We start from the raw sequence: 23,169 nt of genomic DNA on the forward strand, positions 1-23,169 counted from the left end.
CAAAAGGAGTTGCCAAATGGCTCTTTCCCTGCAAAAAGGCGGAAACCTGTCCCTGTCGAAAACTGATCCAGGCATGACCAAGACTCTGATCGGTCTTGGCTGGGACCCGCGCGCAACGGATGGCGCGGAGTTCGACCTGGATGCCAGCGCCTTCCTGCTTTCCGCAAGTGGCAAAGTTCGTGGCGAAGCCGATTTCATCTTCTATAACCAGTTGAAGAGCGCGGACGGTTCCGTAGAGCACACGGGCGACAACCGCACCGGTGAAGGCGATGGCGACGATGAAGTCCTCAAGGTCGACCTGTCTCGCGTCCCGGCTGACATCGACAAGATCGCATTCACTGTTACGATCCACGACGCGCAGGTGCGCAACCAGAACTTCGGTCAGGTTGCCAACGCCTTCATCCGCATCGTTAACGAAGTGACCGGCGCTGAGGTAGTGCGCTACGACCTGGCTGAAGACGCGAGCGTCGAGACGGCGATGATTTTCGGCGAGCTGTACCGCAACAACTCAGAATGGAAGTTCCGCGCTGTTGGTCAAGGCTTTGCTGGCGGCCTCAAGGCGATGGCGAACCAGTACGGCATCAACATCTAACGCTCCATCACCATAAGGAATATCGCAATGGCTGTAAGTCTGAGCAAAGGCGGCAACGTTTCCCTGTCCAAAGAAGCTCCGGGCCTGTCCGAAGTACTCGTTGGTCTCGGCTGGGACCCGCGCGTAACCGATGGCGCGGAATTCGACCTCGACGCGTCCGTCTTCGTCTGCGGTGAAAACGGCAAGGTTCTGAACGATGCCTCGTTCATCTTCTACAACAACAAGACGTCGCAAGACGGGACCATCGAGCATCTGGGTGACAATCGCTCCGGTGCTGGCGAAGGTGACGACGAGCAAGTCGCGGTCAAGCTGAGCGGTCTGGCGGCCGACGTGAAGAAGCTCGTTTTTGCCGTAACGATCCACGAAGCAGAATCGCGCAAGCAAAGCTTCGGCCAGGTTTCCAATGCGTATATCCGCGTAGTGAACAAGGCTGACGGCAAGGAAATCGCGCGCTACGACCTGTCTGAGGATGCGAGCACCGAAACTGCCATGGTTTTCGGTGAGCTGTATCGCCACGGTGACGAGTTCAAGTTCAAGGCAATCGGCCAAGGCTTTGCCGGCGGTCTGAAGCCGCTTGCCGAGGCGCATGGCGTCGCCATCGGTTAATTGCTAACACACGAAAGCCCCTGCCATCTGGCAGGGGCTTTGTTTATTGTGTGCCGCTGTTTTACCTTCTTTTTCGCCTGATTACAGCGTGCTATGCGTGATCAGCGACCCCCGATGAAATCTCCCAGCCCACCCAGGATAGAGCCCTCGCCTTGGCGGTTGCCGCCTCCTTGAGGTGCGGCGGCCAGCATGCGGCCGGCCAGTCGCGAGAATGGCAGGCTCTGGAGCCATACGGTTCCTGGGCCGGTGAGTGTGGCAAAAACAAAGCCTTCGCCACCGAAGAGCATGGTCTTAATCCCCCCAGCCTGCCGAATGTCGTAATCCACAGTACTGGTCATGGCCGCGAGGCAGCCCGTGTCGACGTCCAGGCGTTCGCCAGGCGCCAACTCAACCTGACGGATCGATCCGCCCATGTGGACGAACACCCAGCCATCGCCTTCGAGCTTCTGCAGGATGAAACCCTCGCCGCCGAACAGGCCGGTCAGGATCTTCCGCTGAAAGTGCAGGCCGATTGAAACGCCCTTCGATCCGGCGAGGAAACTGTCCTTCTGGCAAATGATCCGACCACCGTATTGCTTGAGGTCCAATGCCATGATGGTGCCAGGGAACGGCGCGGCAAAAGCCACACGGCCCTTGCCGTTACCTTGCTGTGAAAAAACCGTGGTGAAGAGACTCTCGCCGGTGATCAATCTTTTGCCAGCACCGAAGAGCTTGCCCATAAGGCCGCCGCCTTGCTCGCTGCCATCGCCGAAGATCGTTTGCATCTCGACGCCAGAGGTCTTGTACATCATGGCCCCGGCTTCAGCCACGGCCGCTTCGCCTGGGTCGAGTTCTATCTCAACGAACTGCATTTCAGTGCCGATAATCTTGAAATCGACACCGTCTGTTGCCTGTGATGAGCCATACCCATCGGAGGCCGAGCCTCCTGTGGCGGCGGCAGGAGCAGGCTCGGGCTGCGCAGCGGGCGGCGTAGCGTTATCTACAGCCGGGACTGCGGCCGGCTTGGACGAGATCAAGTGCGGAGGCGGCGGGGGGAAGGGTGTGATGCCATCCTTCTTCATGGCGCGCACTTCTGGAATCAGATGGATGAGTTGCCAATCAGGCATGCCGACACGCCAACACCATGCGCCAGGATTCTCCCTGGCAATTGCCTTTGCCTGGTCAGTGTTGACAGGTCCCGTCAGGGCTCCGTTCATGGATACGTACCAATCGGTCACGGCTAAGGTCCTTTCTTTACGTTTGTGCACGTTATAGCCATCGGGGCGGCAGGCATCAATACGCATGCAGGGCAAACTGCGACGTGTAAGTCGCTTAGACCGCCGCTAATTGCAGGATTCTGCTGAGTTCTGGCCGCGACGAAAAACCGCGGAACGTCGGGTCGGAGCATTGGCAAAGCGTTGGTTGGTCAACAGCATGGTCTTGACGCCGGCCAGCCTGTCGATAATCAGGGCAGCTCCAGGCCGCCGGCCGCCTTGTGCAGGCCGCGCAGATGTTCACCGATGTGCATGAGGTTCTGTTCGATGCGGCCCAACTCCAGCCGGCGCTCGTCGCTCAGCAATAAGCGAACTTCCCGATCCAGTTCTTCGCTCAGTTGCTCGAGGTGCATCTGGCGCTGCTGGCTTTCGCGTTCCAGGCGTTGCCATTCGCTGGCCTGCGGCAGCCCGTAGCCCTGATTGCCGAGCAGTTCGGCCGGGCGGCTGAGGTAGCCGCTGTTGGCGAGAATTTCCTGTAGTGCCCCATCGGCCTTGGTCAGGCTCGCATCGCCGCGCTCACGGCCGCTGAGGTAGCGCTTCTTCAGCTCATCCTGGACCTGTAGCAATTGCTGGCGCAGTGCGGCCTGTTCCACCAGCAGCAGTGCCGCACTGGCGCGCAGGCCGGCCTTGGCGATCCAGGGCTGGCGTTCGCTGGCAGGCAGATCCAGCCACTGCTCCACCTGTTCCTGCGGCAGGCCCAGGCGTTCCTTGAGCACGCGGAACATCGCCTGGTAGCGATCGCGGTAGGAGTCGAAGCGATAACCCAGGCGCAAGGCCTCGCGCGGGTCGTCGAGCACGCTGATATCGGCCAGGCCGCGGGCGATCAGCAGTTCCAACAGGCCGCTTGGCAGGATGCTGTCGAGTGCGACCAGCTCCGCCCGGTCGGTGCCGCTGCGCAGCAATTTCAGGGTTTCCACCGCGCAGTTGTTGGACAGGAAGTAGTAATCGCCGTCGTAGCTCCAGTGCAGCTCGGCGCTGCGCTCGACCAGCATCTCGATCTCGCGGCGTTCCAGCCTGAGCGGAATCGAGGCCAGGCTGCGCAGCTCGACCTTGGTGTATTCATCGATCACCTGTCCCAGCGGCAGGACGAACAGGCGCGATGGATAGGCGCCGGTCAGGCCGTCCCAGCTGGACAGCTGCACGTCACCGACGAAGGCGCGAAAGGACAGCACCAGATGATGGTCCAGATCCAGCCGGCAATCGGGGCCGCGAGGGCGTCCCGGTGCACAGATCACCAGCCGCAGCATGCTGTGGCCCCAGCGGCTGGCCCAGGCATCGTTGGCTTCGGCGAACAGGTAGTCCACCTCGTAGACCCGCTCGGGATCGAGACGCAGCAAGGGCGTGCGGCCGAAATTGCTACCGGCATTGAGTATCGGATAACCCTCGGCGCATGCCTCGGTTGCGCCAGGTTGCCAGCCAAAGTGCTCGCGGAAATAACGATGCAGCGAAGGACGGCGACAGGCGTAGCTGGGGTCGAGCAGGAAATACTCGAGGTTCACCGCGACGAATTCCAGCGGGCTGGTGAGCTCGTAGTGGTCGGGGCTGCGTGCGACCTGCGCATTCCGCGTTTCGCGCTCGCCTCGGGTGCCGACACGCTGTGGCCAACCGGCCAGGTCGAGCAGCCGCGGATCGTCGCTCAGGGTAAAGCGTCGCTGGGTCTGTCCACGACAGACATCCGGCAGGCCAATCAGGTCGAGGCTGGCAGCGCGCTGGCCACAGAAGGCCAATAACCGATTGTTGGGCGGCGACCATAAACGGGCGCGGTCGTAGAGATGGGCCAGCTCGTGAATCAGCGTGGCGAGCAATTCCTGGCGCACCGTGCCGTGGACCCGTGCGGTGTGCTGCCGCGCCGCAGAGCCATCGACCAGAGAAGGCAGCAGGTTGCGGTTGAGCTCGATGAGATCGCCGCCGGCACGCCCGTAGGCCTGGGTCGGCAGGTCATCTCGCCAGCGTACCCGTACGTTCCGGTCCAGCTGCTGCAGCATGCGCGGCGGCAAGGCGGCCAGGGCTTCGTCGAGCAGCGCCTGGGTAGCAGCGCGTTCGGTGTCTTGCAACGCCTGGCCTTCGAGCGTGAGCCGCAACGCCGCGCAGGCATGGCCGGTGAAGGCGGCCAGTGCGAGCGTCAACAGCCAGGCGCAGACTGGCCTCACAGGGCGAGGATGGCTGCGGCCAGCGCCTGATCGCTCGCCTGGCGAGCTTCGGCAAATTCATTGCGAAGGGACTGGAAAGCCGCTTCCAGACGCGCGCCGCGGGTCTCGCCGGCGCTGGCGACGAAGCTCGCCGCTTCGTCCCGCGCGTCGAGGACGAGCTTCATGCCGCTGACCCGGCTGGTCACATCCGAGGTGAAGTTGACGCTGCGATCCACCGCGTTGATGACGATGTTGCTGGTGGCCACCAGCGTCTGCGCCTGGGCGGCACTGGCGAGCAGGCCCAGCGTGACCGCTGTGGCATTGAGTACTGTGCGCATTGGCTTAGGCTCTCGTTCGGGCAGGCCGTTCGCAGGCCGCTTTATTGGACGAGGATGATCTGGGCCAGTTCCAGGTCGCTCGCCGCCAGCTCCGGCTGACTATGACGCAACCAACGCAGGGCAGCTTCCAGCCGCACGCCGTGGACCTGACCGCCGCTGGCGACGAAGCTTGCTGCGTCTTCGCGGGCCTCGATGATCAGCTTGTTCTCGAGCGGAAGACTGGTCAGCTGGCTGGTGACGTAGCCGGAGCCCACGAGGCCGGCGGTGGCGGTATCGAATGCCTGGGCAGAGCCGCAGGCGCAACAAAGGGCGAATACAAGAGTGAACCGTCGCATGCAAATCCTGACGCAGAAAAATCCGGCGCCAAGGCTAGCGAAACGCCAGCGTCACGGCTAGCTACTTAATCGTTACTGCAACGGCATATCTTCTTATAGCGCCAGAATGGCTCGCGCCAGCTCAAGATCGCTGGCTTCGAGCGTGGGAGCCTGGCTGCGAATGTGAACGAGGGCGGCTTCCAGCTGGGCACCTCGTTGCTCGCCATCGCTGGCGACGAAACGCGCGGCATCATCACGCGCATCCAGCACCAGCTTGTCGTCGTTGACCGATGAGGTCAGGTCGGAAGTACCTTCTGCTGTGTTGGCGAGCGAAACGCCGAGCGTGTCGGTCGTGGCGACGAAGCTGGATGCCGAGGCAGTGCCGGCCAGCAGCGTGGCGGATGCGGCAACAATCAGTAGGGTTTTGAACATCGGTATCTCCAGTGCGGCCTGACAGGGCGAACGAACGCGGCCTTGCTGGCCGGCCGGTCGGGTCGTGCAGGATAGAGCCTGCTGTGCGGGCTGCAAAGCCGACCGAATGCCTTCAGCGCCAGAAGGGCTTGTCCAATTCCGCGATTCGCTCGCTGTTACTGATACCGATGTCGGCCAGCAGACGATCATCGAGTGTCGCGAGTTGGCGGCGGGTATCGCTGCGTTGCCGCCACAGGTGTAGCAAACGCAGCAATTTTGCCAGCGCATCGCCGGGCTGGCGCAACGGCACGGGGCGAGACAGGGCGCGGTCCATGATGCCTTCCTTCCGGCTGGCGCCGGGATGAGTGGTATGGGCATATAGGTTCGCGCGCGGCGTAGGGAATCAAACAGTCACAGCGCTGGAGAATTGTGTCGGTTCAGTTGATGTTGCCGGGCAACTGTACCGGTAATCGCGAGGACAACTGTTGCCAGCCGTAGGCGCCCACGCGAAAGCATGGGCGCCATTCGTGGCGGAAGGCGGTTACTCCACGGCCTTGACCATATCCTCGACGACCTTCTTGGCATCGCCGAAGACCATCATGGTCTTGTCCATGTAGAACAACTCGTTATCCAGACCGGCATAGCCGCTGGCCATGGAGCGCTTGTTGACGATCACCGTCTTGGCCTTGTACGCCTCGAGGATCGGCATGCCGGCAATCGGCGACTTCGGATCGTTCTTCGCCGCCGGGTTGACCACGTCGTTGGCGCCGAGCACCAGCACCACATCGGCCTGGCCGAACTCGGAGTTGATGTCGTCCATTTCGAAGACCTGCTCGTAGGGCACTTCGGCCTCGGCCAGCAGGACGTTCATGTGGCCAGGCATACGACCGGCGACCGGGTGGATCGCGTACTTCACGGTCACGCCCATGTGCGTCAGCTTCTCGGCCAGCTCGTTCAGCGCATGCTGCGCACGGGCCACCGCCAGGCCGTAGCCGGGGACGATGATCACGGTGTCGGCGTTCGACAGCAGGAAGGCGGCATCATCGCTGGAACCGGATTTGACCGGGCGCTGTTCCTTGCTGCCCGCAGCCGGGCCGGCATCCGCGTCACCACCGAAGCCGCCGAGGATGACGTTGAAGAAGGAGCGGTTCATCGCCTTGCACATGATGTAGGAGAGGATCGCGCCCGAGGAGCCCACCAGCGAGCCGGCGATGATCAGCATCGAGTTGTTCAGCGAGAAGCCGATACCAGCGGCCGCCCAGCCGGAGTAGCTGTTGAGCATCGAGACCACAACCGGCATGTCGGCGCCGCCGATGGGGATGATGATCAGCACGCCGATGACGAAAGCCAACGCCACCAGGATCATGAACGCAGTGAAGTTGCCGCTGAAGGTGTAGATCAGGCCCAGCACCAGGATCGCGACGCCGACGGCGAGGTTGATCTTGTGCTGGTTGGCGAACACCACTGGCGCGCCCTGGAACAGCCGGAACTTGTACTTGCCCGACAGCTTGCCGAAGGCGATCACCGAACCGGAGAAGGTGATGGCGCCGATGGCTGCACCGAGGAACAGCTCCAGGCGGTTACCGGCCGGGATCGGGTAGCCGATGGCCTGGACGATGCCCAGCGACTGCGGCTCCAGCACCGCGGCGATGGCGATGAACACCGCGGCCAGGCCGATCATGCTGTGCATGAAGGCGACCAGCTCGGGCATTTTGGTCATCTCGACGCGCTTGGCCATCAGCGTGCCGATGGTGCCGCCGATCAGCAAGCCGAGCACGATGAAGCCCAGGCCGCTCCAGGCACTGGCGCTCTCGGCCAGCTGCGCGCCGAGCTTGAACACCAGAAACACGGTGGTGACCACGGCAATGGCCATGCCGATCATGCCGAACAGGTTGCCGCGGCGTGAGGTGGTGGGGTGGGACAGGCCTTTCAGGGCCTGGATGAAGCTCACCGAAGCGACGAGGTAGAGCAGGGTAATCAGGTTCATGCTCATGGCTTGGACTCCGCCTTGGCGCCCGCAACGGCGCGCTCCTTCTTCTTGAACATTTCCAGCATGCGGCGGGTAACCAGGAAGCCACCGAACACATTCACGGCGGCCAGCGTCACCGCCAAGGTGCCCATCAACTTGCCCATCGGGGTGACGGTCAGCGCGGCAGCCAGCATGGCGCCGACGATGACGATCGCTGAGATGGCATTGGTGACCGCCATCAGCGGCGTGTGCAGCGCGGGAGTGACGTTCCAGACCACGTGGTAACCGACGTAGATTGCCAGCACGAAGATGATCAGGTTGTAGATGCCATCAGAAATCAGGTCCATGTTCAGGCTCCCTTAACCGTTGGTGCGCACGACCTGGCCGTCGCGGCACATCAGGCACGCAGCGACGATGTCGTCTTCGAGATTGAGCTGGAATCGGGCATCGCCATCGATCACCAGCTTGAGGAAGTCCAGCAGGTTGCGGGCGTATAGCGCCGAGGCATCCGCTGGCACGAGCGTCGCCAGGTTGGTGTAGCCAACCAGGGTCACGCCGTGCTTGACCACTACCTGTTCGGCTTCGGTCAGTGGGCAGTTGCCGCCTTGTGAGGCGGCCAGATCGATCACCACCGAGCCGGGCTTCATCTGCTGCACGGTTTCTTCCTGCAACAGCGTCGGCGCCTTGCGGCCCGGGATCAATGCGGTGGTGATGATGATGTCGGCCTGCTTGGCGCGTTCGTGCACGGCTTGTGCCTGACGCGTCATCCAGGAAGCGGGCATCGGCCGGGCGTAACCGCCGACGCCCTCGGCGCATTCGCGTTCTTCATCGGTCTCGAACGGCACGTCGACGAACTTGGCGCCGAGCGATTCGATCTGCTCCTTCACCGCCGGACGCACGTCCGAGGCTTCGATCACCGCACCCAGGCGTTTGGCCGTGGCGATGGCCTGCAGACCGGCGACGCCGGCACCGAGGATCAGCACCCGCGCGGCTTTCACCGTGCCGGCAGCGGTCATCAGCATCGGCATGAAGCGCGGGTACTGGTTGGCGGCGAGCATCACGGCCTTGTAGCCGGCGATGTTGGCCTGCGAGGACAGCACGTCGAGGCTCTGCGCGCGCGAGGTACGCGGCGCCGCCTCCAGGGCGAAGGCGGTGATGCCGCGTTCGGCCATGCGTGCGATGTTGTCGTTGTCGAAGGGGTTGAGCATGCCGATCAACACCGTGCCTGGCTGCATCTGCGCCAGTTCGGTTTCATTCGGTGCGTTCACCTTCAGCAGGATCTCTGCTGCGAACGCCGCTGCGGCATCGCCGATGGTCGCGCCAGCAGCCTCGTAGGCGCTGTCAGGGACGCTGGCCTGTACGCCTGCGCCACGTTGCACGGTGACCTGATGCCCTTGGCCGATCAGCTTCTTGACGGTTTCCGGAGTCGCGGCAACGCGCGTTTCACCGGGCCTGGTTTCGAGAGGAACACCAATGTGCATTGTTCTTGTTCTCCTGCTTGATCGTAACCAGCGGGCTGCCCGGGCCACCCCGGCAATCGCACCACTGGTGTTGCTTTTCGCCCGGCCACTGCGGATGGTGACTGGGTGTGGATCGGCTAACGGGCCCTGCACTAGTTGGTTTGAGCCTGCTGCGGCGCGGCATTCTGCAAGGGCTGCGGAAATCAAACAACTGTTTTAATCGGAACGCAGCAATGGCGATTCGTTCACGACGTGACCATCAGGTTGCTTTGTATCGCTGCAGGCTGCGTCGGTATTGGGTTCGACCTTCGTCTAAGGTTCCGTACCCGGTTATGCGCGGCGCAATCATGAATGACGGCCCATAGACGCGGTATTCGTCTGCGGCCTTGTCTATATTCGACCTTGGTGTCGGTTTTGCACCGCTGTTGCGGTGTAGCAGAAAAAGTCTGAAAGGTTTGCAATGTCATGCATTCCTTGTAGTCCATGGCTGTTGGTCGTGCGTAATCGGACCGCCGGCCAACATCAATCGCACCCACTGCGAGAACATACCGGGCATGGCCGAACTGGATTTGAACGAAATAACCTTGCTGGACGAGCCGCTGCCTCGACGCTTGCCCTTCGCCTTTGCCCGTCGCCATGGGGTGCTCCTGCAGGAACGCCCGGAAGGCCTGCGTTTGTGCATGCGTGAAGGCGCGCCGCTGACCGCCTTGCAGGAAGCACAGCGGGTCGCCGGCGGGCCGTTGGCGATGCAGTGGCTGGCGCAGGACGAATTCGAGCAGGCCTTGAGCGCGGCCTACCAGCATGACTCTTCGGCTGCCATGCAGATGGTTGAAGGCCTCGGCGACGACATGGATCTGCATAGCCTGGCCGACCAGATCCAGGAAACCGAAGACCTGCTGGAGCAGGAAGACGACGCGCCGATCATCCGCCTGATCAACGCCATCCTCGGCGAGGCGATCAAGGAAAACGCCTCGGATATCCACGTCGAAACCTTCGAGAAGCGCCTGGTCATCCGTTTTCGCATCGATGGCATTCTGCGTGAAGTGGTGCAGCCCAAGCGCGAGCTGGCGGCATTGCTGGTATCGCGGATCAAGGTCATGGCGCGGCTGGACATCGCTGAAAAGCGCATCCCGCAGGACGGTCGGATTTCCCTGCGGGTCGGCGGGCGGGAGGTCGATATCCGGGTGTCGACGCTGCCTTCGGCCAACGGCGAACGCGTTGTGCTGCGTCTGCTGGACAAACAGGCCGGTCGCCTGACGCTGCGCCATCTGGGCATGAGCGACCGGGATCGCAAGATTATGGAGCAGGCGGTGCAAAAGCCGCACGGGATCATCCTCGTCACTGGCCCCACCGGCTCGGGTAAGACTACAACCCTTTACGCCAGCCTGGTTACGCTCAACGACCGCACGCGCAACATTCTCACCGTTGAGGACCCGATCGAATACAACCTCGAGGGCATCGGCCAGACCCAGGTCAACACCAAGGTCGACATGACCTTTGCCCGCGGCTTGCGCGCCATCCTGCGTCAGGACCCTGACGTGGTGATGGTTGGCGAGATCCGCGACCAGGAAACCGCCGACATGGCGGTGCAAGCGTCTCTGACCGGTCACCTGGTGCTCTCGACACTGCACACCAACAGCGCCATCGGCGCCGTGACCCGCCTGGTGGACATGGGCGTCGAGCCCTTCCTGATCTCCTCGTCGCTGCTCGGCGTGCTGGCCCAGCGCCTCGTCCGCGTGCTGTGTAATGACTGCAAACGCGCCTATGTGGCTGATGAAGCTGAGTGCGCGCTGTTCGGCCTCGACCTCAGCGAGGCCCCGACGCTGTACCACGCCGAAGGCTGTGAGGTGTGCCAGCAGCTAGGCTATCGCGGGCGGACCGGGATCTACGAGCTGGTGATGTTCGATGACACCCTGCGCAGCATGATCCACACCCGTGCGGCCGAGCAGGACATGGTTCGCCATGCCCGCCGCCTGGGCCCGAGCATTCGTGACGACGGCCTGCGCAAGGTGCGAGAAGGTGTGACCACCATCGAAGAAGTGTTGCGCGTGACACGCGAGGAATAAGCGCATGAGCAGTACTGGCAGAAGGATCGCTACCCGGCCATGACCAGCCCTGAATACATTCATACCGCCCATACCGCCGCCGACGTTGGGCAGGCGACTGCCCTCCAGCGGTTTCGCGTCCATTGCCCCGCGCTAGGGCACCTGATCGCCATGGTTGAGCGCTGATGGCGGCGTTCGAATACATCGCCCTCGATCCGCGTGGCCGCGAGCAGAAGGGCCTGATCGAGGCGGACAGCGCACGCCAGGCGCGGCAGCTGTTGCGCGAGAAGCAATGGTCGCCGTTGGAGGTCAAACAGGCCAAGGCCAAGGAAGACATCAGTGGCGGAGGTTTCGCGTTTGGCCGTGGTCTGTCGGCGCGCGACCTGGCGCTGGTGACCCGGCAACTGGCGACCCTGGTGCAGGCCGCGTTGCCCATCGAGGAAGCGCTGCGTGCCGCAGCGGCGCAGTCGTCGTCACAGAAGATCAAGTCGATGCTGCTGGCCGTGCGGGCACGGGTGATGGAAGGCCATAGCCTGGCGGGATCGCTGCGTGAATACCCGTCGGCATTTCCCGAGTTGTACCGCGCCACCGTTGCGGCCGGCGAGCATGCCGGTCACCTCGGGTTGGTGCTCGATCAGCTGGCTGATTACACCGATCAGCGCCAGCAGTCGCGGCAGAAGATTCAACTGGCGCTGCTGTATCCGGTGATCCTGCTGGTGGCTTCGCTGGCTATCGTGGTGTTGCTGCTGGGCTATGTGGTGCCGGATGTGGTGAAGGTGTTCGTCAATACCGGGCAGGCGCTGCCGGCCCTGACCACAGGGCTGATCGCGGTAAGCGAAGTGGTGCAAAGCTGGGGTTGGCTGATGCTCATTGGCATTGTCGCCGCCGCCCTGGCGATGCGGCAGGCGCTGCGTGATGAAAAGATAAAGCGCCGCTGGCATGCCTTCATCCTGCGCATCCCACTGGTGGGTCGGCTGGCGCGGGCGACCAACACCGCGCGTTTCGCCTCGACCCTGGCGATTCTCACCCGTAGCGGTGTGCCGCTGGTGGATGCGCTGGGCATTGCGGCGGCGGTGATCGCCAACCTGCGTATCCGTGACAAGGTCATCGAGGCGGCGCAGCGCGTGCGTGAGGGCGGTAGCCTGACCCGCGCGCTGGATGCCACCGGCGAGTTTCCACCGATGATGCTGCACATGATTGCCAGCGGTGAGAAATCCGGTGAGCTGGATCAGATGCTGGCGCGCACCGCGCGCAATCAGGAGAACGATCTGGCTGCGCAAATATCGCTGATGGTGGGACTTTTCGAGCCCTTCATGCTGGTGTTCATGGGGGCTGTGGTATTGGTAATCGTGTTGGCGATCCTGCTGCCGATCCTTTCTCTCAATCAACTGGTGGGCTAGTGAGAATGACGTTGAACGAACGCAAACAGGGTGGCTTCACCCTGATCGAAATCATGGTGGTGGTGGTGATCCTGGGGATTCTCGCCGCGCTGGTGGTGCCGCAGGTGATGAACCGCCCGGATCAGGCCAAGGTCACCGTGGCCAAGGGCGATATCAAGGCCATCGGCGCCGCCCTCGACATGTACAAGCTGGATAACTATGCCTACCCCAGCACGCAGCAGGGGCTGGATGCGCTGGTGGAGAAGCCGGGCGGCAATCCGCAGCCGAAGAACTGGAACCGCGACGGCTACCTCAAGCGTGTGCCGAAGGATCCATGGGGCAACGAATATCAGTACCTGTCGCCCGGCACCCAAGGCGCGTACGACCTGTATTCCTATGGTGCCGACGGTAAGCAGGGCGGCTCCGAGCTGAACGCGGACATCGGTAACTGGGACCTCTGATCGATGCCCCAGGCGCGCCGGGACGGTGGCTTCACGCTGATCGAGCTGCTGGTGGTGATCGTCATCCTTGGCGGCCTGGTGGGCCTGGCGGTGCTGTCGACCGGTAATACCAGCTCATCGCGTGAAATCCGTGATGAAGCGCAGCGCGTGGCCACCCTGATCAGCCTGATGGCCGACGAAGCCGTACTCGATAGCCGCGAATACGGCCTGCGGTTCGACCGGGACGGTTACCGGCTGATGCGCTACGACGAAGCCGATGCGCGCTGGCGCGATGTTGCTGATCGCGAGGCGCACCAGGCACCCGAATGGATGCGCCTGGAGCTGGAGCTCGATGGCTCACCCCTGAAGTTGCTGGCGCCGGTCAAGCGCGAGGATGACCCGGCCGGGCTGTCCAGCGACGAGGATCGAGCGCGTCGGCGAGCCCCTCGCGTGCAGCCGCAGCTGCTGATCCTTTCCAGCGGTGAGCTGTCTCCGTTCACCCTGACCCTGTCCGATCAGCGACCTGGAGGGAGCCGCTGGACGGTCTCCAGCGATGGCTTTCGCATGCCGCGTGCCGAACCCGTGGAGACCCGTCGATGAGTCATCGTCCGGCGCGCTCGCGCGGCTTCACCCTGCTTGAAGTGCTGGTGGCGCTGGCGATCTTCGCCATCGTCGCGGCGGTGGTATTGACCGCGGCCGCGCGCAGCGTGAGCAATGCCGGGCGGCTGGAAGCGTTGACGCTGGCCGGCTGGATCGCCGACAACCGCCTCACCGAGCTGCAGCTGCAACAACCGGCCCCGAGCGTTGGCCGCGAAGATACCCGCCTGGAATTCGCTGGGCGCCAGTGGCAGACCCTGAGCGAAGTGGAAACCAGCGGCACGCCCGGTTTGCTGCGCATTCGCGTCTGGGTCGCGGCCGCCGAACAGCGGCGGGGTGTCGGGGCCGGCTCTATCGAAGAGCGCGCGGTGACCAGCCTCACCGGTTTCGTTGGCGTTGATCCATGACGATCCGCACAGCTCGCACCGCCGCAGGCTTCACGCTGCTTGAGCTGCTGATCGCCATCGCCCTGTTCGCGCTGTTGGGCCTGGCCACCTACCGCATGCTCGAAGCGGTGATGCGCAGTGATGAGGTGGTGCGGGCGCAGGAAGTGCAGCTGCGCGAACTCGGACGCGCGATGTGGAGTCTGGAACGCGACCTCATCCAGGCCATGCCACGACCCGTGCGCGATGGCTATGGGGATGAGCAGAACGCGTTTATCGGCCAGATGGCCGGTGCCGCGGACGGCGTGTCGCTGGAGCTGACCCGCAGCGGCTGGCGAAACCCCACCGGTATGCGCCGGGCCAACCTGCAACGGGTGCGCTGGCGGCTGGTTGGCGACACGCTGGAGCGGGTCTATTGGGTGGTGCTCGATCGCGACGTGGACAGCGAGCCACGGGTGCAGCCTGTGCTCGACAATGTGTTGGCGCTGCGGCTGCGCTATCTGAATGCGGAGAACACCTGGCACGAGGAATGGCCGCCGTTCGAATTCGGTCGCGGTGACCCGGCTGAACAAGCGCGGCGGCTGCCGCTCGCCGTGGAGGTCTCCATTGACCATCAGCGTTACGGCACCATCACCCGCCTGCTGCGGTTGCCGGATGGCCCGACGCCGGCTGCGCAATTCATCCAGCCCGACTCCCAGGGCGTACCGGAGCCCGGCGGCGTGGGAGAGATGCAATGAAGGCCCAGCGCGGCGTCGCGCTCATCACCGTGCTGCTGGTGGTCGCCATCGTTACGGTGATTTGCGCCGGGATGATTGCGCGTCAGCAGCTGTCGATCCGAGGTACCGGCAACCAGCTGCAGGCGCGCCAGGCCTGGCACTACGCGCTGGGTGGGGAGGCGCTGGCGCAAAGCATGCTGCGCCGTGATCTGCAGCTTTCCGGCCAGGGCACAGGACAACCGGCGGTGGATCATCTGCTCGAACCCTGGGCGCTGCCGCAACCGGCGTACGATCTCGACGAGGGTCAGGGGCAGGTCCAGGTACGAATCGAGGACCTGGCCGGGCGTTTCAATCTCAACAGCCTGGTGCAGGAACAACAGCCCAACGCGGCAGCGCTCGCTCAGTTTCGCCGGCTGCTGCTGCGCCTGCAGATCACCGAGCCTTATGCCGAGCGGCTGGTGGACTGGATCGACAGCGATCAGCAACCCGGCGGCGAACTGGGCGCGGAGGACAACGCCTACCTGCTGCTTGATCCGCCGTATCGCACCGCGGGCAGACGGCTGGAGGACCTCTCCGAACTGCGCCTGCTGCTCGGTATGCGCGATGAAGACTTTCAGCGTCTGGCGCCCTATGTCAGTGTGCTGCCAGCGGATACACCGCTGAACGTCAACACGGCCAGTGCCATGGTGCTGTCGAGCCTTGCCGACAGCCTCAGCCCCAGCGCTGCCGAAGCGCTGGTGAAGGCACGACAATCCGCCCCGTTCCGTGACACGGCCAGTTTCATGGCGCAACCAGCGCTCAGCGGTGTCCAACTTCAACGCACCAACATCGCGGTGACCAGTCAATTCTTCCAGGCCATCAGCGAGGTGCGCCTGGCGGACCGCCGCCTGGCACTGGTGAGTCAGCTGCGGCGTGAGGACGACGGCGATGTTCGCGTGCTGCAGCGCAACCTGGGACAGCCGCCACGGCTGCCCCGAGCAACCCATGACGGAGATCGATAGCCGATGGACTGCCTGTTTCTGCCCGCTGACTGCGGTTCCCGGATCGACAGCGATACCCGGGTCTACTGGCTGCCGGGTGAAGGTGATGATGGCTGGATGCCATTGGCGAACGTCACCGAGCGGGCAGCGGCGGCCGTGACCCTGGTGCTGCCGGCTGAAGTCTGCAGCGCGTTCGCGGTCAACCTGCCGACCCGCAAGGCGCGCTGGGTCAATCAGGCACTGGCCTATGCCGTGGAAGACCTGCTCGCCGAAAACGTCGATGACCTGCACCTGACCCATGGCGATGCGCTGGAAGACGGGCGGCGTCGGGTCATCGCCATTCGCCGGCAGCTGCTGGCCGACTGGCTGGAGGATCTCCAGGCGCTCGGCCTGACCATCGTCGCGATTCATGTCGATGCCGACTTGCTGCCGCGCGACGGTACACAGCTGCTGTTCATCGACGGTCGCGCGCTGCTCGGGGGCAAGCCGGAAGCGCGGCTGGCCTTCGACAGTGCGCAGTGGCCGCACCTGGCTGGGCAGTGCCCTGTGCCGCATCACGGACATGGCACGCTGGAAGCAGCACCCTCGCCGCTGGACGACTACCGGCAGCTGGACGATCCCTATCGTTTCCTGGCCTCGGGTCGCGCGGCTGCGCTCAATCTGGCGCAGGGCGATTTCGCCATTCACGCCGCGGGTAGCGGGCTGGGTCAATGGAAGCCGGTCATGAGCGTGCTGGCGCTGGTGTTGGCGGTGCAACTGGTATTCAACCTGGTCCAGGCCTGGACGCTGGAAAACCAGGCCGAGCACTATGCAGAGGCAAGTCGGGCGCTCTACACCGAGCTGTTTCCCGAAGACCGACGCATCGTCAATCTGCGCGCTCAGTTCGACGACCATATCAGCCAGAACGCCGGTGCTTCGGCAGAGTTCATGCGCTTGTTGAATGAAGTGGCGCTGGCATTGGCCGAGGGCATTCCGGTGTCGGTCGGGCAGCTTGATTTCAACCAGGCCCGAGGTGATCTCGCCCTGCAGGTGCGCGCCAGCGATTTCGCTGCGCTCGAGCAGCTGCGACAGCGACTCGGGCAAACCGGGGAGAGCGTCCAGTTGGGCTCGGCCAGTCGTGACGGCGATGCCGTCAGCGCGCGTGTGGTGATCGGAGGCCGAGGATGAATTTGAGCCAGCAGTTGCGCGTGCGCCTGGCCGAGTCGCCCCTGTGGCTGCGCTGGCAACGGCTGCAACCCCGCGAACGCCTGGCGCTTACCTTGCTCGGTGGCTTTTTGCTGGTGCTGCTGTTCTACCTTCTGCTCTGGGCGCCGGCGCAGCAGCGCGTGCGGGACGCGCAAGCGCATTTCCAGCAGGCGCGTGAGCTGCATGCCTATCTCGAGCAGAACACCGAGTTGGCACGACAGCTGTCACGCAGCAACCCGGTTTCGCTGGCACCGGATCAGTTGCAGGGGCTGGTAACGCAGCGTGCGCAGCAGAGCGGACTGATCATCGAGAGCTTCGATTTCGGCAATGACGGCAGCCTGCAGGTAACGCTCCCCGGTGCATCCTATGGAACGCTGCTGCGCTGGTTCGACGACCTCCAGGCCGCGGGTGCAAGCCTCGCCGAGGTGAGCATCAGTCAGGTCGGAGAGGGTCTGGTCGATGCACGCGTAAGTTTCCGTGCGCAGGGCTAGACCGTTGCACACCGGACGCGGGCAGGGCTCGGTTGCCGGCAGCGCCGCGCAGGCGCTGCTGGCCGAGGCTCACGGCGCCCGCTGAACCTGCATCGCCAGGGCGCGTAGCGCGGCTTCGGCCTCGAGCACCTTGTTCAACGCCTCGTTGGCCTTCTCACGGCTCAGTCCGAGGCGATCGAAGAGGCCCTGCGGGATCTCGCTACGGGGGCCGGAGCCGATGCCGCGGTTACGCAGCAGGCGGACCGCCAGGCAGACCAGGTTGGCGTGCCCGGCATGCTCGCCCTGATAGTGCGGGTCATGCTGGAAGCGCAGTGCCGTCGACAGCTCGTCGGGCATGCCCCAGTAGCGCACCAGCCAGGCACCGATCTGCTCACGGGTAATGCCCAGCAGGTGCTGTTCGATCACGCCGTGACTCAGATGCGGGTTGACCTCCAGGTGTCGACAGATCAGCGAAAAATGCGGTGGAAAGACATGCGCGAGCACCAGATAGCCGAAGTTGTGCAGTAATCCGGCGAGATAGCTGATGCCCGCCTCGGGCCGCTGGATTCGCGGCATGGCGCGGTTCAGCCCCTCGATCACCGCCGCGGTATAGATCGACTGCTGCCAGTATGGCGTGGCCTGCTGCGGCTGATCCTTGGGCAGGCTCAGGCTCTTGCCCAGCGCCAGGCCCAGCGCCAGGTTGATCACCAGGTCGAAACCGAGCACCCGCACGATGGCATCTTCCACCGAGCGGATCTTGCCGGGCGCGGCGTAATAGGGCGAAGCGGCCCAGCTGACCACTTGTGCCGCCAGCGCCGGGTCGGTTTCGACCACGCCGGTGATATCGTCCACCGTGGCGTCAGGGTCGACACGTAGCTTGATGATTTTCTGCGCCGTCTGCGCCAGCGGCGGAATCTCGATGGTTTCCTCCAGCCGCTTCTGAATGCGCCGGGCGGTGAAGCTTTGCACCGCCTTGGTAATGTCCGCGCGGTCCTCTTCGGGACGGTCGAGGTTCGGCTGGATGGTGCTTAACGGAACGGCGAACTGACCGGCGCTGGCTGTGCTGAGCAGCTGCTTGAAATCCGGGCTGGCCATTTCCAGCAGCAGGCCGGGCTGCCCGCTGTCGACGAACAGCAGCGGCTGTTGCAACAGCCTGTCCTCGTACAGGCAGGGCGAGGTGGTCAGCGGCGGCAGGCCGGGCAGAACCTTCAGGTCATGCTTGGACAACATTCGAGTCAGCCGCTCGGGTTTAACCGCCACCAACTGGCGCCCGGTCAGTTCAGCCAGACGTGGCAGGTCGAGCAAATGGTCGCTGGGATAGAGCACCAGCAGCGCGCCGATGGCATCGTCGACCAGAATGGCCTGCACGCGCCGGGCCGGATCAAGGTCCGGTCGGTCCTCGCAGGCGCGGTAAGGCAGCGCCAGCTTGTCCAGCAGTTGAGCGATCATGGGTGGGAGCGCAATGTTGTTTTTGGTTTCAGCAGCCGAATTCATTGAAAGTCCGTCTTTATTCCCGATCGGCGCAGTATAGCCTCAGGGTTTGAGGGTCTGTTCCCGTTTCGTCGCAAGCCGCGCACGAAACGGGAACAGACCCTAATGCGGTTAGGGTCTACCGACGAGCGTCAAACCTGCCCGTATTGCTGGCCGTGGCGCAGCCAGCGCTCTAGCAAGGGGCTTACGTGCTGCGGCCAGCGTTCCAGGAGCGCGTGCGCTGCATCGCGTACGGCAGGCAGCAGATCGGCATCGCGCATCAGATCGGCGACCTTGAACTGCAGCAGGCCGGTCTGCCGGGTGCCGAGCATTTCGCCCGGGCCGCGCAGTTCCAGATCCTTTTCCGCGATGATGAAGCCATCGCAGGTTGCGCGCATGATCCCCAGCCGCTCACGGCCAATCTGCGAGAGGGGCGGGTGATAGAGCAGCACGCAATGGCTGGCGGCACTGCCGCGACCGACCCGCCCGCGCAGCTGGTGCAACTGGGCCAGGCCGAGGCGTTCAGGGTTTTCGATGATCATCAGGCTGGCGTTTGGCACATCGACCCCCACTTCGATCACGGTAGTCGCCACCAGCAGTTGCAGCCGGCCTTCCTTGAACTGGGCCATCACCGCGGCTTTTTCAGCGGGCTTCATGCGGCCGTGGATGAGCCCGACGTTGAGCCCGCCAAGCGCGGCGGAGAGGTCTGCGAAGGTGGTTTCCGCCGCCTGGCAGGTCAGCTCCTCGGACTCCTCGATCAGGGTGCAGACCCAGTAGGCCTGACGGCCTTGGTTACAGGCCGAGCGCACCCGCTCGATGACCTCCAGGCGGCGGCTGTCGGCCACCAGTACCGTATTGACCGGGGTGCGGCCGGGCGGCAGCTCGTCGAGGATCGAGGTGTCCAGGTCGGCGTAGGCGCTCATCGCCAGGGTCCGCGGGATCGGCGTGGCGGTCATGATCAGCTGATGGGGGCAGAGCCGTCCCTCGACGCCCTTGCGCCGCAGCGCCAGGCGCTGCTGCACGCCGAAGCGGTGTTGCTCGTCGATGATCACCAGGGCGAGCCTGCTGAAGCGAACTTCATCCTGAAACAGTGCGTGGGTGCCGACCACCATCGGGCAGCCTGAGGCGATGCGTTCCAGTGCGGTGGCTCGCGCCTTGCCCTTGAGCTTGCCGGCCAGCCAGACGACCTCGATGCCCAGCGGCTCCAGCCAATTGCAGAAGGTGGTGAAGTGCTGCTCGGCGAGGATCTCGGTCGGCGCCATCAGCGCCACCTGATAGCCGGCTTCCAGTGCCTGCAGGGCGGCGAGCGCGGCGACCACCGTCTTGCCGGCACCGACGTCGCCCTGCACCAGGCGCAGCATCGGCTCGTTCTGGGCGAGGTCGTAGGCGATCTCGGCGCCGACTCGCTGCTGAGCGCCGGTGGGCTGGAAACCCAGATTCTGCAGGTAACGCTGCGGCAGGTCGCGGGCAGCCGGCAAGGGCGGTGCGTGCTGGGCGCGGCTGCTTTCGCGCAGGCGTTGCATCGAAAGCTGGTGGGTCAGCAGTTCCTCGAAGGCCAGGCGGTGCTGGGCCCAGTGGCGGCCCTCGGCGAGTTCTTCCAGATCGGCATCCGGCGGCGGGCGGTGCAGGTAGCGGATCGCTTCGTCCAGCTTGACCAATCGGTAGTCGCGGGTCAGCTCGTCGGGCAACCAGTCGGGCAGGCTGTGCGGGCCGAGTCGTGCCAGGGCTTGCGCGGTCAGTTGGCGCAGGCGCTGCTGGGTCAGGCCTTCGGTGGTCGGATAGATCGGCGTCAGTGTCTGCTCGACGGCCACCGCTTCGTTGTCGTTGAGCGCGCGGTATTCGGGATGGTAGATCTCCAGTCCCGAGGCGCCCGGTCGCGCTTCGCCGTAGCAGCGTACCTGGGTGCCACGCTTGAGGGCTTCCTTCTGCGCCTGGCTGAAGTGGTAGAAGCGCAGGCTGAGGCTACCGCTGCCGTCATGCAGGCGCACCAGCAGACTGCGGCGCCGGCCCATCACCACCTCGGCGCCGGTGACGGTGCCTTCGATGACCGCATCCTGGCCCGGCCGCAGGGCGCCGATTGGCACGATGCGGGTACGGTCCTGGTAGCGCAGTGGCAGGTGGAACAGCAGGTCCTGCAGGGTTTCCAGGCCGACCTTGGCGAGCTTTGCCGCCAGCGCCGCGCCGACGCCCTTCAACGCCGTCACCGGGACCGCCGCCAGCTCGCTCATGACGTCAGGCTTTGTCGGCGGGCGGTTTTGCCACCGAGCACAGGCGGATGGAGTCGGCCAGCACTTCGATGGCCTTCGGCCGTGGGAAGCTGGCACGCCAGGCGATGGCCACGGTGCGGAACGGCACGGGTGCCGTCAGCGGCCGGATGTCCAGCACACCGGCCGAGTAGTGATGGCTGTCGACCGCCGACAGCGGCAGGATCGACACGCCAAGGCCGGAAGCGACCATGTGGCGGATGGTTTCCAGTGAAGACGATTCCACCGTGGTGTGGCTTGGGGCCTCGCCCTTGCGGGTGGTCGGGCAGGCTTCGAGCACCTGATCGCGGAAGCAATGACCCTCACCCAGGAGCAGCAGGCTCTTGTCATTGAGCATCTCGCTGTCGATGGTTTCCCGCTTCGCCCATGGATGCCCGGCCGGCATCAGCACATAGAACGGCTCGTCATACAGCGGCAGGGTCAGCACGTCGGCTTCCTGGAAAGGCAGCGCGATAATGATGGCGTCCAGCTCGCCGGTGCGCAGCTTGTCGCGCAGGATGTGGGTGAAATTCTCTTCGATGTACAGCGACATGCCCGGCGCCACGCGATGCAGCTGCGGGATCAAGTGCGGAAACAGGTAGGGGCCGACCGTATAGATGGCGCCCACCTTGAGCGGGGCGGTCAGCTGATTCTTGCCGACCTGGGCCAGCTCGCGAATGCTCTGTGCCTGTTCCAGTACTTTTTGTGCCTGGGTGACGATGCCTTCACCGACCGGTGTCAGCCGTACCGCGCTCTTGGTCCGCTCGAAGATCAGCACGCCGAGTTCGTCCTCGAGCTTTTTCACACCCACCGAGAGGGTGGGCTGGCTGACATGGCAACGTTCGGCGGCGCGGCCGAAGTGTGATTCCTGGGCGAGCGTGACGATATAGCGCAGTTCGGTCAGAGTCATAGGGTTGTTCCATCAGAGTGCGGGCTAGCATAGCCTTTGCTCGTGTTCGAACCAACTGGCCAGCAGCCGTTCCCTTGTTATGTGATCAGCGGAAATGCTGCTGACAGCAGTACACTTGGAAAAGGCGGGCCGAATCGGTGGTCCGCATCGGTTATGGAGCAACCGCCATGGCAACTCGACCTTCTGTAATGATCGCCGGCTGCGGCGATGTCGGTATTCGCCTCGGCCTGCAGCTGAGCCGCGCGGGTTGGACGGTGTATGGCCTGCGACGTCAGGCGGCGAGCCTGCCGGTACCGATCCTTCCGGTACGTGGCGACCTCGCCTCGAGCGAGGTGCCGCGTGGCTGGCCCAATGGCAAGCTGGACTACCTCGTGTATGCCGCCTCGGCCAGCCAGCACGACGAGCCCGGTTATCGGCAGTCCTACGTGGAGGGCCTGCGCAATGCGTTTGGCTGGCTGGAGCAGCGGGGGCAACGCCCGCAGCGCGTTTTCTTTGTTTCCAGTACTGCTGTCTACGCGCAGAACGGCGGAGAGTGGATCGATGAAACCTCGGCCACCGAGCCTACCGGCTACACCGGGCAGGTGATGCTCGAGGCCGAACAGCTGGCGCTTGAGTGCGGCTTTCCAGCGACGCGGGTGCGCATGGCGGGGTTGTATGATCCGGTGCGGCCATGGATGCAGAACCAGGTGCGCTCGGGTCTGCGGGTGGAGCGCGATCCGCCGCAATACAGCAACCGCATCCATCGCGATGATGCCGCTTCCCTATTGGCGTGCCTGCTGCAGACCGATCTGGCCGGTGGCGCTCTGGAAGATTGCTACCTGGGCGTCGACGATGACCCTGCGCCGTTGCATGAAGTGGTGGACTGGTTGCGCGAGCGACTCGGCGTGACCCAATGGGCCGAGCAGACCATGACCCGCCGTGCTGGTAGCAAACGGTGCAGCAACGCCCGAGCGCGGGCGCTTGGCTGGACGCCGCAGTATCCGAGTTATCGTAACGGTTACGCCTCTGTGCGCCCGGGCAAGGGTTGAGCCGCAACGGCCCGGCCGCGGGTGTAGTTGTTGGAGCGAGTGGCGCAAGCTCGGCCTCGTGGGCCACGAAGCGGTTGTCGCAGTGTCGCTAATGTAGGGGCGAACTTGTTCGCCACGCGGTGTTTGCGGGGAGTTCGCGGGGAACAGGGGCGAATGAATTCGCCCTGCAGGGTTATGCGGGGTGCGAGCAGCTTTGTCTGGGTTGCGAGAAGACGCTGCGGGCGCCGTGCGGTTCATGAGCCCTGGCCGCG

At 64.0% G+C, this 23,169-nt stretch carries 25 protein-coding genes; 13 read left to right on the top strand and 12 right to left on the bottom strand.

Annotation, left to right across the window (positions count from 1 at the left end):
• Window positions 1–16: 16 nt before the first annotated feature.
• Both NA637_RS02145 and NA637_RS02150 read left to right on the top strand, forming a co-directional pair.
• Window positions 17–592: a TerD family protein gene (locus NA637_RS02145; protein ID WP_256070832.1), complete on the top strand. Its 576-nt coding sequence runs from the start codon at window positions 17–19 to the stop codon at window positions 590–592.
• Between the two features lie 27 nt (window positions 593–619).
• Window positions 620–1,198: a TerD family protein gene (locus NA637_RS02150; RefSeq protein WP_256070787.1), complete on the top strand. Its 579-nt coding sequence runs from the start codon at window positions 620–622 to the stop codon at window positions 1,196–1,198.
• A gap of 101 nt (window positions 1,199–1,299) precedes the next feature.
• Here NA637_RS02150 and NA637_RS02155 read toward each other — a convergent pair whose 3' ends face one another.
• The 9 genes from NA637_RS02155 to NA637_RS02195 all read right to left on the bottom strand — a co-directional run bounded on the left by NA637_RS02155 (window position 1,300) and on the right by NA637_RS02195 (window position 9,093).
• Window positions 1,300–2,394, bottom strand: a complete 1,095-nt coding sequence (locus tag NA637_RS02155) for a TIGR00266 family protein (protein ID WP_256070834.1) — start codon at window positions 2,392–2,394, stop codon at window positions 1,300–1,302.
• A gap of 248 nt (window positions 2,395–2,642) precedes the next feature.
• Window positions 2,643–4,601, bottom strand: coding sequence for a DUF4105 domain-containing protein (locus NA637_RS02160; RefSeq protein ID WP_256070788.1), 1,959 nt, complete (start codon window positions 4,599–4,601; stop codon window positions 2,643–2,645).
• Complete coding sequence (locus NA637_RS02165; protein ID WP_256070789.1) at window positions 4,598–4,918, bottom strand: DUF2388 domain-containing protein; 321 nt, start codon at window positions 4,916–4,918, stop codon at window positions 4,598–4,600. The genes NA637_RS02160 and NA637_RS02165 overlap by 4 nt, the downstream gene beginning before the upstream one ends.
• 41 nt (window positions 4,919–4,959) lie before the next feature.
• Entirely contained in the window at window positions 4,960–5,253 is a 294-nt protein-coding gene (locus NA637_RS02170; protein WP_256070790.1) for a DUF2388 domain-containing protein, read from the bottom strand.
• Window positions 5,254–5,346: 93 nt separating this feature from the next.
• The gene (locus tag NA637_RS02175; RefSeq protein WP_256070791.1) at window positions 5,347–5,664 is read right to left on the bottom strand and encodes a DUF2388 domain-containing protein; all 318 of its coding nucleotides are present in this window, start codon (window positions 5,662–5,664) and stop codon (window positions 5,347–5,349) included.
• A 112-nt stretch (window positions 5,665–5,776) separates the two neighbouring features.
• Window positions 5,777–5,977, bottom strand: coding sequence for a DUF1127 domain-containing protein (locus NA637_RS02180; protein WP_256070792.1), 201 nt, complete (start codon window positions 5,975–5,977; stop codon window positions 5,777–5,779).
• A gap of 207 nt (window positions 5,978–6,184) precedes the next feature.
• The gene (locus tag NA637_RS02185) at window positions 6,185–7,636 is read right to left on the bottom strand and encodes an NAD(P)(+) transhydrogenase (Re/Si-specific) subunit beta (RefSeq protein ID WP_256070793.1); all 1,452 of its coding nucleotides are present in this window, start codon (window positions 7,634–7,636) and stop codon (window positions 6,185–6,187) included.
• A complete protein-coding gene (locus NA637_RS02190) occupies window positions 7,633–7,959 on the bottom strand; it encodes an NAD(P) transhydrogenase subunit alpha (protein WP_256070794.1) in 327 nt (108 codons plus the stop codon). Before NA637_RS02190 ends, NA637_RS02185 begins: the two co-directional genes overlap by 4 nt.
• A 12-nt stretch (window positions 7,960–7,971) precedes the next feature.
• Window positions 7,972–9,093 (bottom strand): Re/Si-specific NAD(P)(+) transhydrogenase subunit alpha, encoded by a 1,122-nt coding sequence (locus tag NA637_RS02195; RefSeq protein WP_256070795.1) that lies wholly within the window; start codon window positions 9,091–9,093, stop codon window positions 7,972–7,974.
• Window positions 9,094–9,626: 533 nt separating this feature from the next.
• On the opposite strand from NA637_RS02195, the gene gspE reads away from it, so the two are divergent.
• Genes gspE through gspM form a run of 10 tightly spaced genes read left to right on the top strand, consistent with a single transcriptional unit; the run spans window position 9,627 to window position 17,288 of the window.
• Complete coding sequence (gene gspE / locus NA637_RS02200; RefSeq protein WP_256070796.1) at window positions 9,627–11,138, top strand: type II secretion system ATPase GspE; 1,512 nt, start codon at window positions 9,627–9,629, stop codon at window positions 11,136–11,138.
• A gap of 39 nt (window positions 11,139–11,177) precedes the next feature.
• Window positions 11,178–11,303 (top strand): hypothetical protein, encoded by a 126-nt coding sequence (locus NA637_RS02205; protein ID WP_256070797.1) that lies wholly within the window; start codon window positions 11,178–11,180, stop codon window positions 11,301–11,303.
• Window positions 11,303–12,517, top strand: a complete 1,215-nt coding sequence (xcpS, locus tag NA637_RS02210; protein ID WP_256070798.1) for a GspF family T2SS innner membrane protein variant XcpS — start codon at window positions 11,303–11,305, stop codon at window positions 12,515–12,517. Before NA637_RS02205 ends, xcpS begins: the two co-directional genes overlap by 1 nt.
• Window positions 12,518–12,522: 5 nt before the next feature.
• Entirely contained in the window at window positions 12,523–12,957 is a 435-nt protein-coding gene (gspG, locus tag NA637_RS02215; RefSeq protein ID WP_256070799.1) for a type II secretion system major pseudopilin GspG, read from the top strand.
• Window positions 12,958–12,960: 3 nt separating this feature from the next.
• Window positions 12,961–13,536 (top strand): type II secretion system minor pseudopilin GspH, encoded by a 576-nt coding sequence (gene gspH, locus NA637_RS02220; protein ID WP_256070800.1) that lies wholly within the window; start codon window positions 12,961–12,963, stop codon window positions 13,534–13,536.
• The gene (gene gspI / locus NA637_RS02225; RefSeq protein WP_256070802.1) at window positions 13,533–13,940 is read left to right on the top strand and encodes a type II secretion system minor pseudopilin GspI; all 408 of its coding nucleotides are present in this window, start codon (window positions 13,533–13,535) and stop codon (window positions 13,938–13,940) included. Before gspH ends, gspI begins: the two co-directional genes overlap by 4 nt.
• The gene (gspJ, locus tag NA637_RS02230; RefSeq protein WP_256070803.1) at window positions 13,937–14,653 is read left to right on the top strand and encodes a type II secretion system minor pseudopilin GspJ; all 717 of its coding nucleotides are present in this window, start codon (window positions 13,937–13,939) and stop codon (window positions 14,651–14,653) included. Before gspI ends, gspJ begins: the two co-directional genes overlap by 4 nt.
• Window positions 14,650–15,633 (top strand): type II secretion system minor pseudopilin GspK, encoded by a 984-nt coding sequence (gene gspK / locus NA637_RS02235; RefSeq protein ID WP_256070804.1) that lies wholly within the window; start codon window positions 14,650–14,652, stop codon window positions 15,631–15,633. Before gspJ ends, gspK begins: the two co-directional genes overlap by 4 nt.
• A gap of 3 nt (window positions 15,634–15,636) precedes the next feature.
• Window positions 15,637–16,779, top strand: coding sequence for a type II secretion system protein GspL (gene gspL / locus NA637_RS02240; RefSeq protein ID WP_256070805.1), 1,143 nt, complete (start codon window positions 15,637–15,639; stop codon window positions 16,777–16,779).
• Window positions 16,776–17,288: a type II secretion system protein GspM gene (gspM, locus tag NA637_RS02245; protein ID WP_256070806.1), complete on the top strand. Its 513-nt coding sequence runs from the start codon at window positions 16,776–16,778 to the stop codon at window positions 17,286–17,288. The genes gspL and gspM overlap by 4 nt, the downstream gene beginning before the upstream one ends.
• Window positions 17,289–17,357: 69 nt before the next feature.
• On the opposite strand, the gene NA637_RS02250 is transcribed toward gspM, so the two are convergent.
• The 3 genes from NA637_RS02250 to NA637_RS02260 form a co-directional block, all read right to left on the bottom strand.
• Window positions 17,358–18,761, bottom strand: a complete 1,404-nt coding sequence (locus NA637_RS02250) for an aminoacyl-tRNA deacylase and HDOD domain-containing protein (RefSeq protein WP_256070807.1) — start codon at window positions 18,759–18,761, stop codon at window positions 17,358–17,360.
• 128 nt (window positions 18,762–18,889) lie between these two features.
• Complete coding sequence (gene recG / locus NA637_RS02255; protein ID WP_256070808.1) at window positions 18,890–20,965, bottom strand: ATP-dependent DNA helicase RecG; 2,076 nt, start codon at window positions 20,963–20,965, stop codon at window positions 18,890–18,892.
• Window positions 20,966–20,969: 4 nt separating this feature from the next.
• Window positions 20,970–21,890 carry a hydrogen peroxide-inducible genes activator gene (locus tag NA637_RS02260; RefSeq protein ID WP_256070809.1) on the bottom strand — a complete coding sequence of 307 codons (921 nt, stop codon included), beginning with the start codon at window positions 21,888–21,890 and terminating at the stop codon, window positions 20,970–20,972.
• Window positions 21,891–22,057: 167 nt separating this feature from the next.
• Here NA637_RS02260 and NA637_RS02265 point away from each other — a divergent pair, with 167 nt between their 5' ends.
• Window positions 22,058–22,918 carry an SDR family NAD(P)-dependent oxidoreductase gene (locus tag NA637_RS02265; RefSeq protein ID WP_256070810.1) on the top strand — a complete coding sequence of 287 codons (861 nt, stop codon included), beginning with the start codon at window positions 22,058–22,060 and terminating at the stop codon, window positions 22,916–22,918.
• Window positions 22,919–23,169 lie beyond the last annotated feature (251 nt).

The sequence above is a fragment of the Stutzerimonas stutzeri genome (genome assembly GCF_024448935.1).
Lineage (GTDB): Bacteria > Pseudomonadota > Gammaproteobacteria > Pseudomonadales > Pseudomonadaceae > Stutzerimonas > Stutzerimonas stutzeri_AO.

Excerpts from the sequence above, each read along its gene's own strand:
- NA637_RS02145 (WP_256070832.1), top strand. The coding sequence starts at position 17 with ATGGCTCTTTCCCTGCAAAAAGGCGGAAACCTGTCCCTGTCGAAAACT.
- NA637_RS02150 (WP_256070787.1), top strand. The coding sequence starts at position 620 with ATGGCTGTAAGTCTGAGCAAAGGCGGCAACGTTTCCCTGTCCAAAGAA.
- NA637_RS02155 (WP_256070834.1), bottom strand. The coding sequence starts at position 2,394 with ATGAACGGAGCCCTGACGGGACCTGTCAACACTGACCAGGCAAAGGCA.
- NA637_RS02165 (WP_256070789.1), bottom strand. The coding sequence starts at position 4,918 with ATGCGCACAGTACTCAATGCCACAGCGGTCACGCTGGGCCTGCTCGCC.
- NA637_RS02170 (WP_256070790.1), bottom strand. The coding sequence starts at position 5,253 with ATGCGACGGTTCACTCTTGTATTCGCCCTTTGTTGCGCCTGCGGCTCT.
- NA637_RS02175 (WP_256070791.1), bottom strand. The coding sequence starts at position 5,664 with ATGTTCAAAACCCTACTGATTGTTGCCGCATCCGCCACGCTGCTGGCC.
- NA637_RS02180 (WP_256070792.1), bottom strand. The coding sequence starts at position 5,977 with ATGGACCGCGCCCTGTCTCGCCCCGTGCCGTTGCGCCAGCCCGGCGAT.
- NA637_RS02185 (WP_256070793.1), bottom strand. The coding sequence starts at position 7,636 with ATGAGCATGAACCTGATTACCCTGCTCTACCTCGTCGCTTCGGTGAGC.
- NA637_RS02190 (WP_256070794.1), bottom strand. The coding sequence starts at position 7,959 with ATGGACCTGATTTCTGATGGCATCTACAACCTGATCATCTTCGTGCTG.
- NA637_RS02195 (WP_256070795.1), bottom strand. The coding sequence starts at position 9,093 with ATGCACATTGGTGTTCCTCTCGAAACCAGGCCCGGTGAAACGCGCGTT.
- gspE (WP_256070796.1), top strand. The coding sequence starts at position 9,627 with ATGGCCGAACTGGATTTGAACGAAATAACCTTGCTGGACGAGCCGCTG.
- NA637_RS02205 (WP_256070797.1), top strand. The coding sequence starts at position 11,178 with ATGACCAGCCCTGAATACATTCATACCGCCCATACCGCCGCCGACGTT.
- xcpS (WP_256070798.1), top strand. The coding sequence starts at position 11,303 with ATGGCGGCGTTCGAATACATCGCCCTCGATCCGCGTGGCCGCGAGCAG.
- gspG (WP_256070799.1), top strand. The coding sequence starts at position 12,523 with ATGACGTTGAACGAACGCAAACAGGGTGGCTTCACCCTGATCGAAATC.
- gspH (WP_256070800.1), top strand. The coding sequence starts at position 12,961 with ATGCCCCAGGCGCGCCGGGACGGTGGCTTCACGCTGATCGAGCTGCTG.
- gspI (WP_256070802.1), top strand. The coding sequence starts at position 13,533 with ATGAGTCATCGTCCGGCGCGCTCGCGCGGCTTCACCCTGCTTGAAGTG.
- gspJ (WP_256070803.1), top strand. The coding sequence starts at position 13,937 with ATGACGATCCGCACAGCTCGCACCGCCGCAGGCTTCACGCTGCTTGAG.
- gspK (WP_256070804.1), top strand. The coding sequence starts at position 14,650 with ATGAAGGCCCAGCGCGGCGTCGCGCTCATCACCGTGCTGCTGGTGGTC.
- gspL (WP_256070805.1), top strand. The coding sequence starts at position 15,637 with ATGGACTGCCTGTTTCTGCCCGCTGACTGCGGTTCCCGGATCGACAGC.
- gspM (WP_256070806.1), top strand. The coding sequence starts at position 16,776 with ATGAATTTGAGCCAGCAGTTGCGCGTGCGCCTGGCCGAGTCGCCCCTG.
- NA637_RS02250 (WP_256070807.1), bottom strand. The coding sequence starts at position 18,761 with ATGAATTCGGCTGCTGAAACCAAAAACAACATTGCGCTCCCACCCATG.
- recG (WP_256070808.1), bottom strand. The coding sequence starts at position 20,965 with ATGAGCGAGCTGGCGGCGGTCCCGGTGACGGCGTTGAAGGGCGTCGGC.
- NA637_RS02260 (WP_256070809.1), bottom strand. The coding sequence starts at position 21,890 with ATGACTCTGACCGAACTGCGCTATATCGTCACGCTCGCCCAGGAATCA.
- NA637_RS02265 (WP_256070810.1), top strand. The coding sequence starts at position 22,058 with ATGGCAACTCGACCTTCTGTAATGATCGCCGGCTGCGGCGATGTCGGT.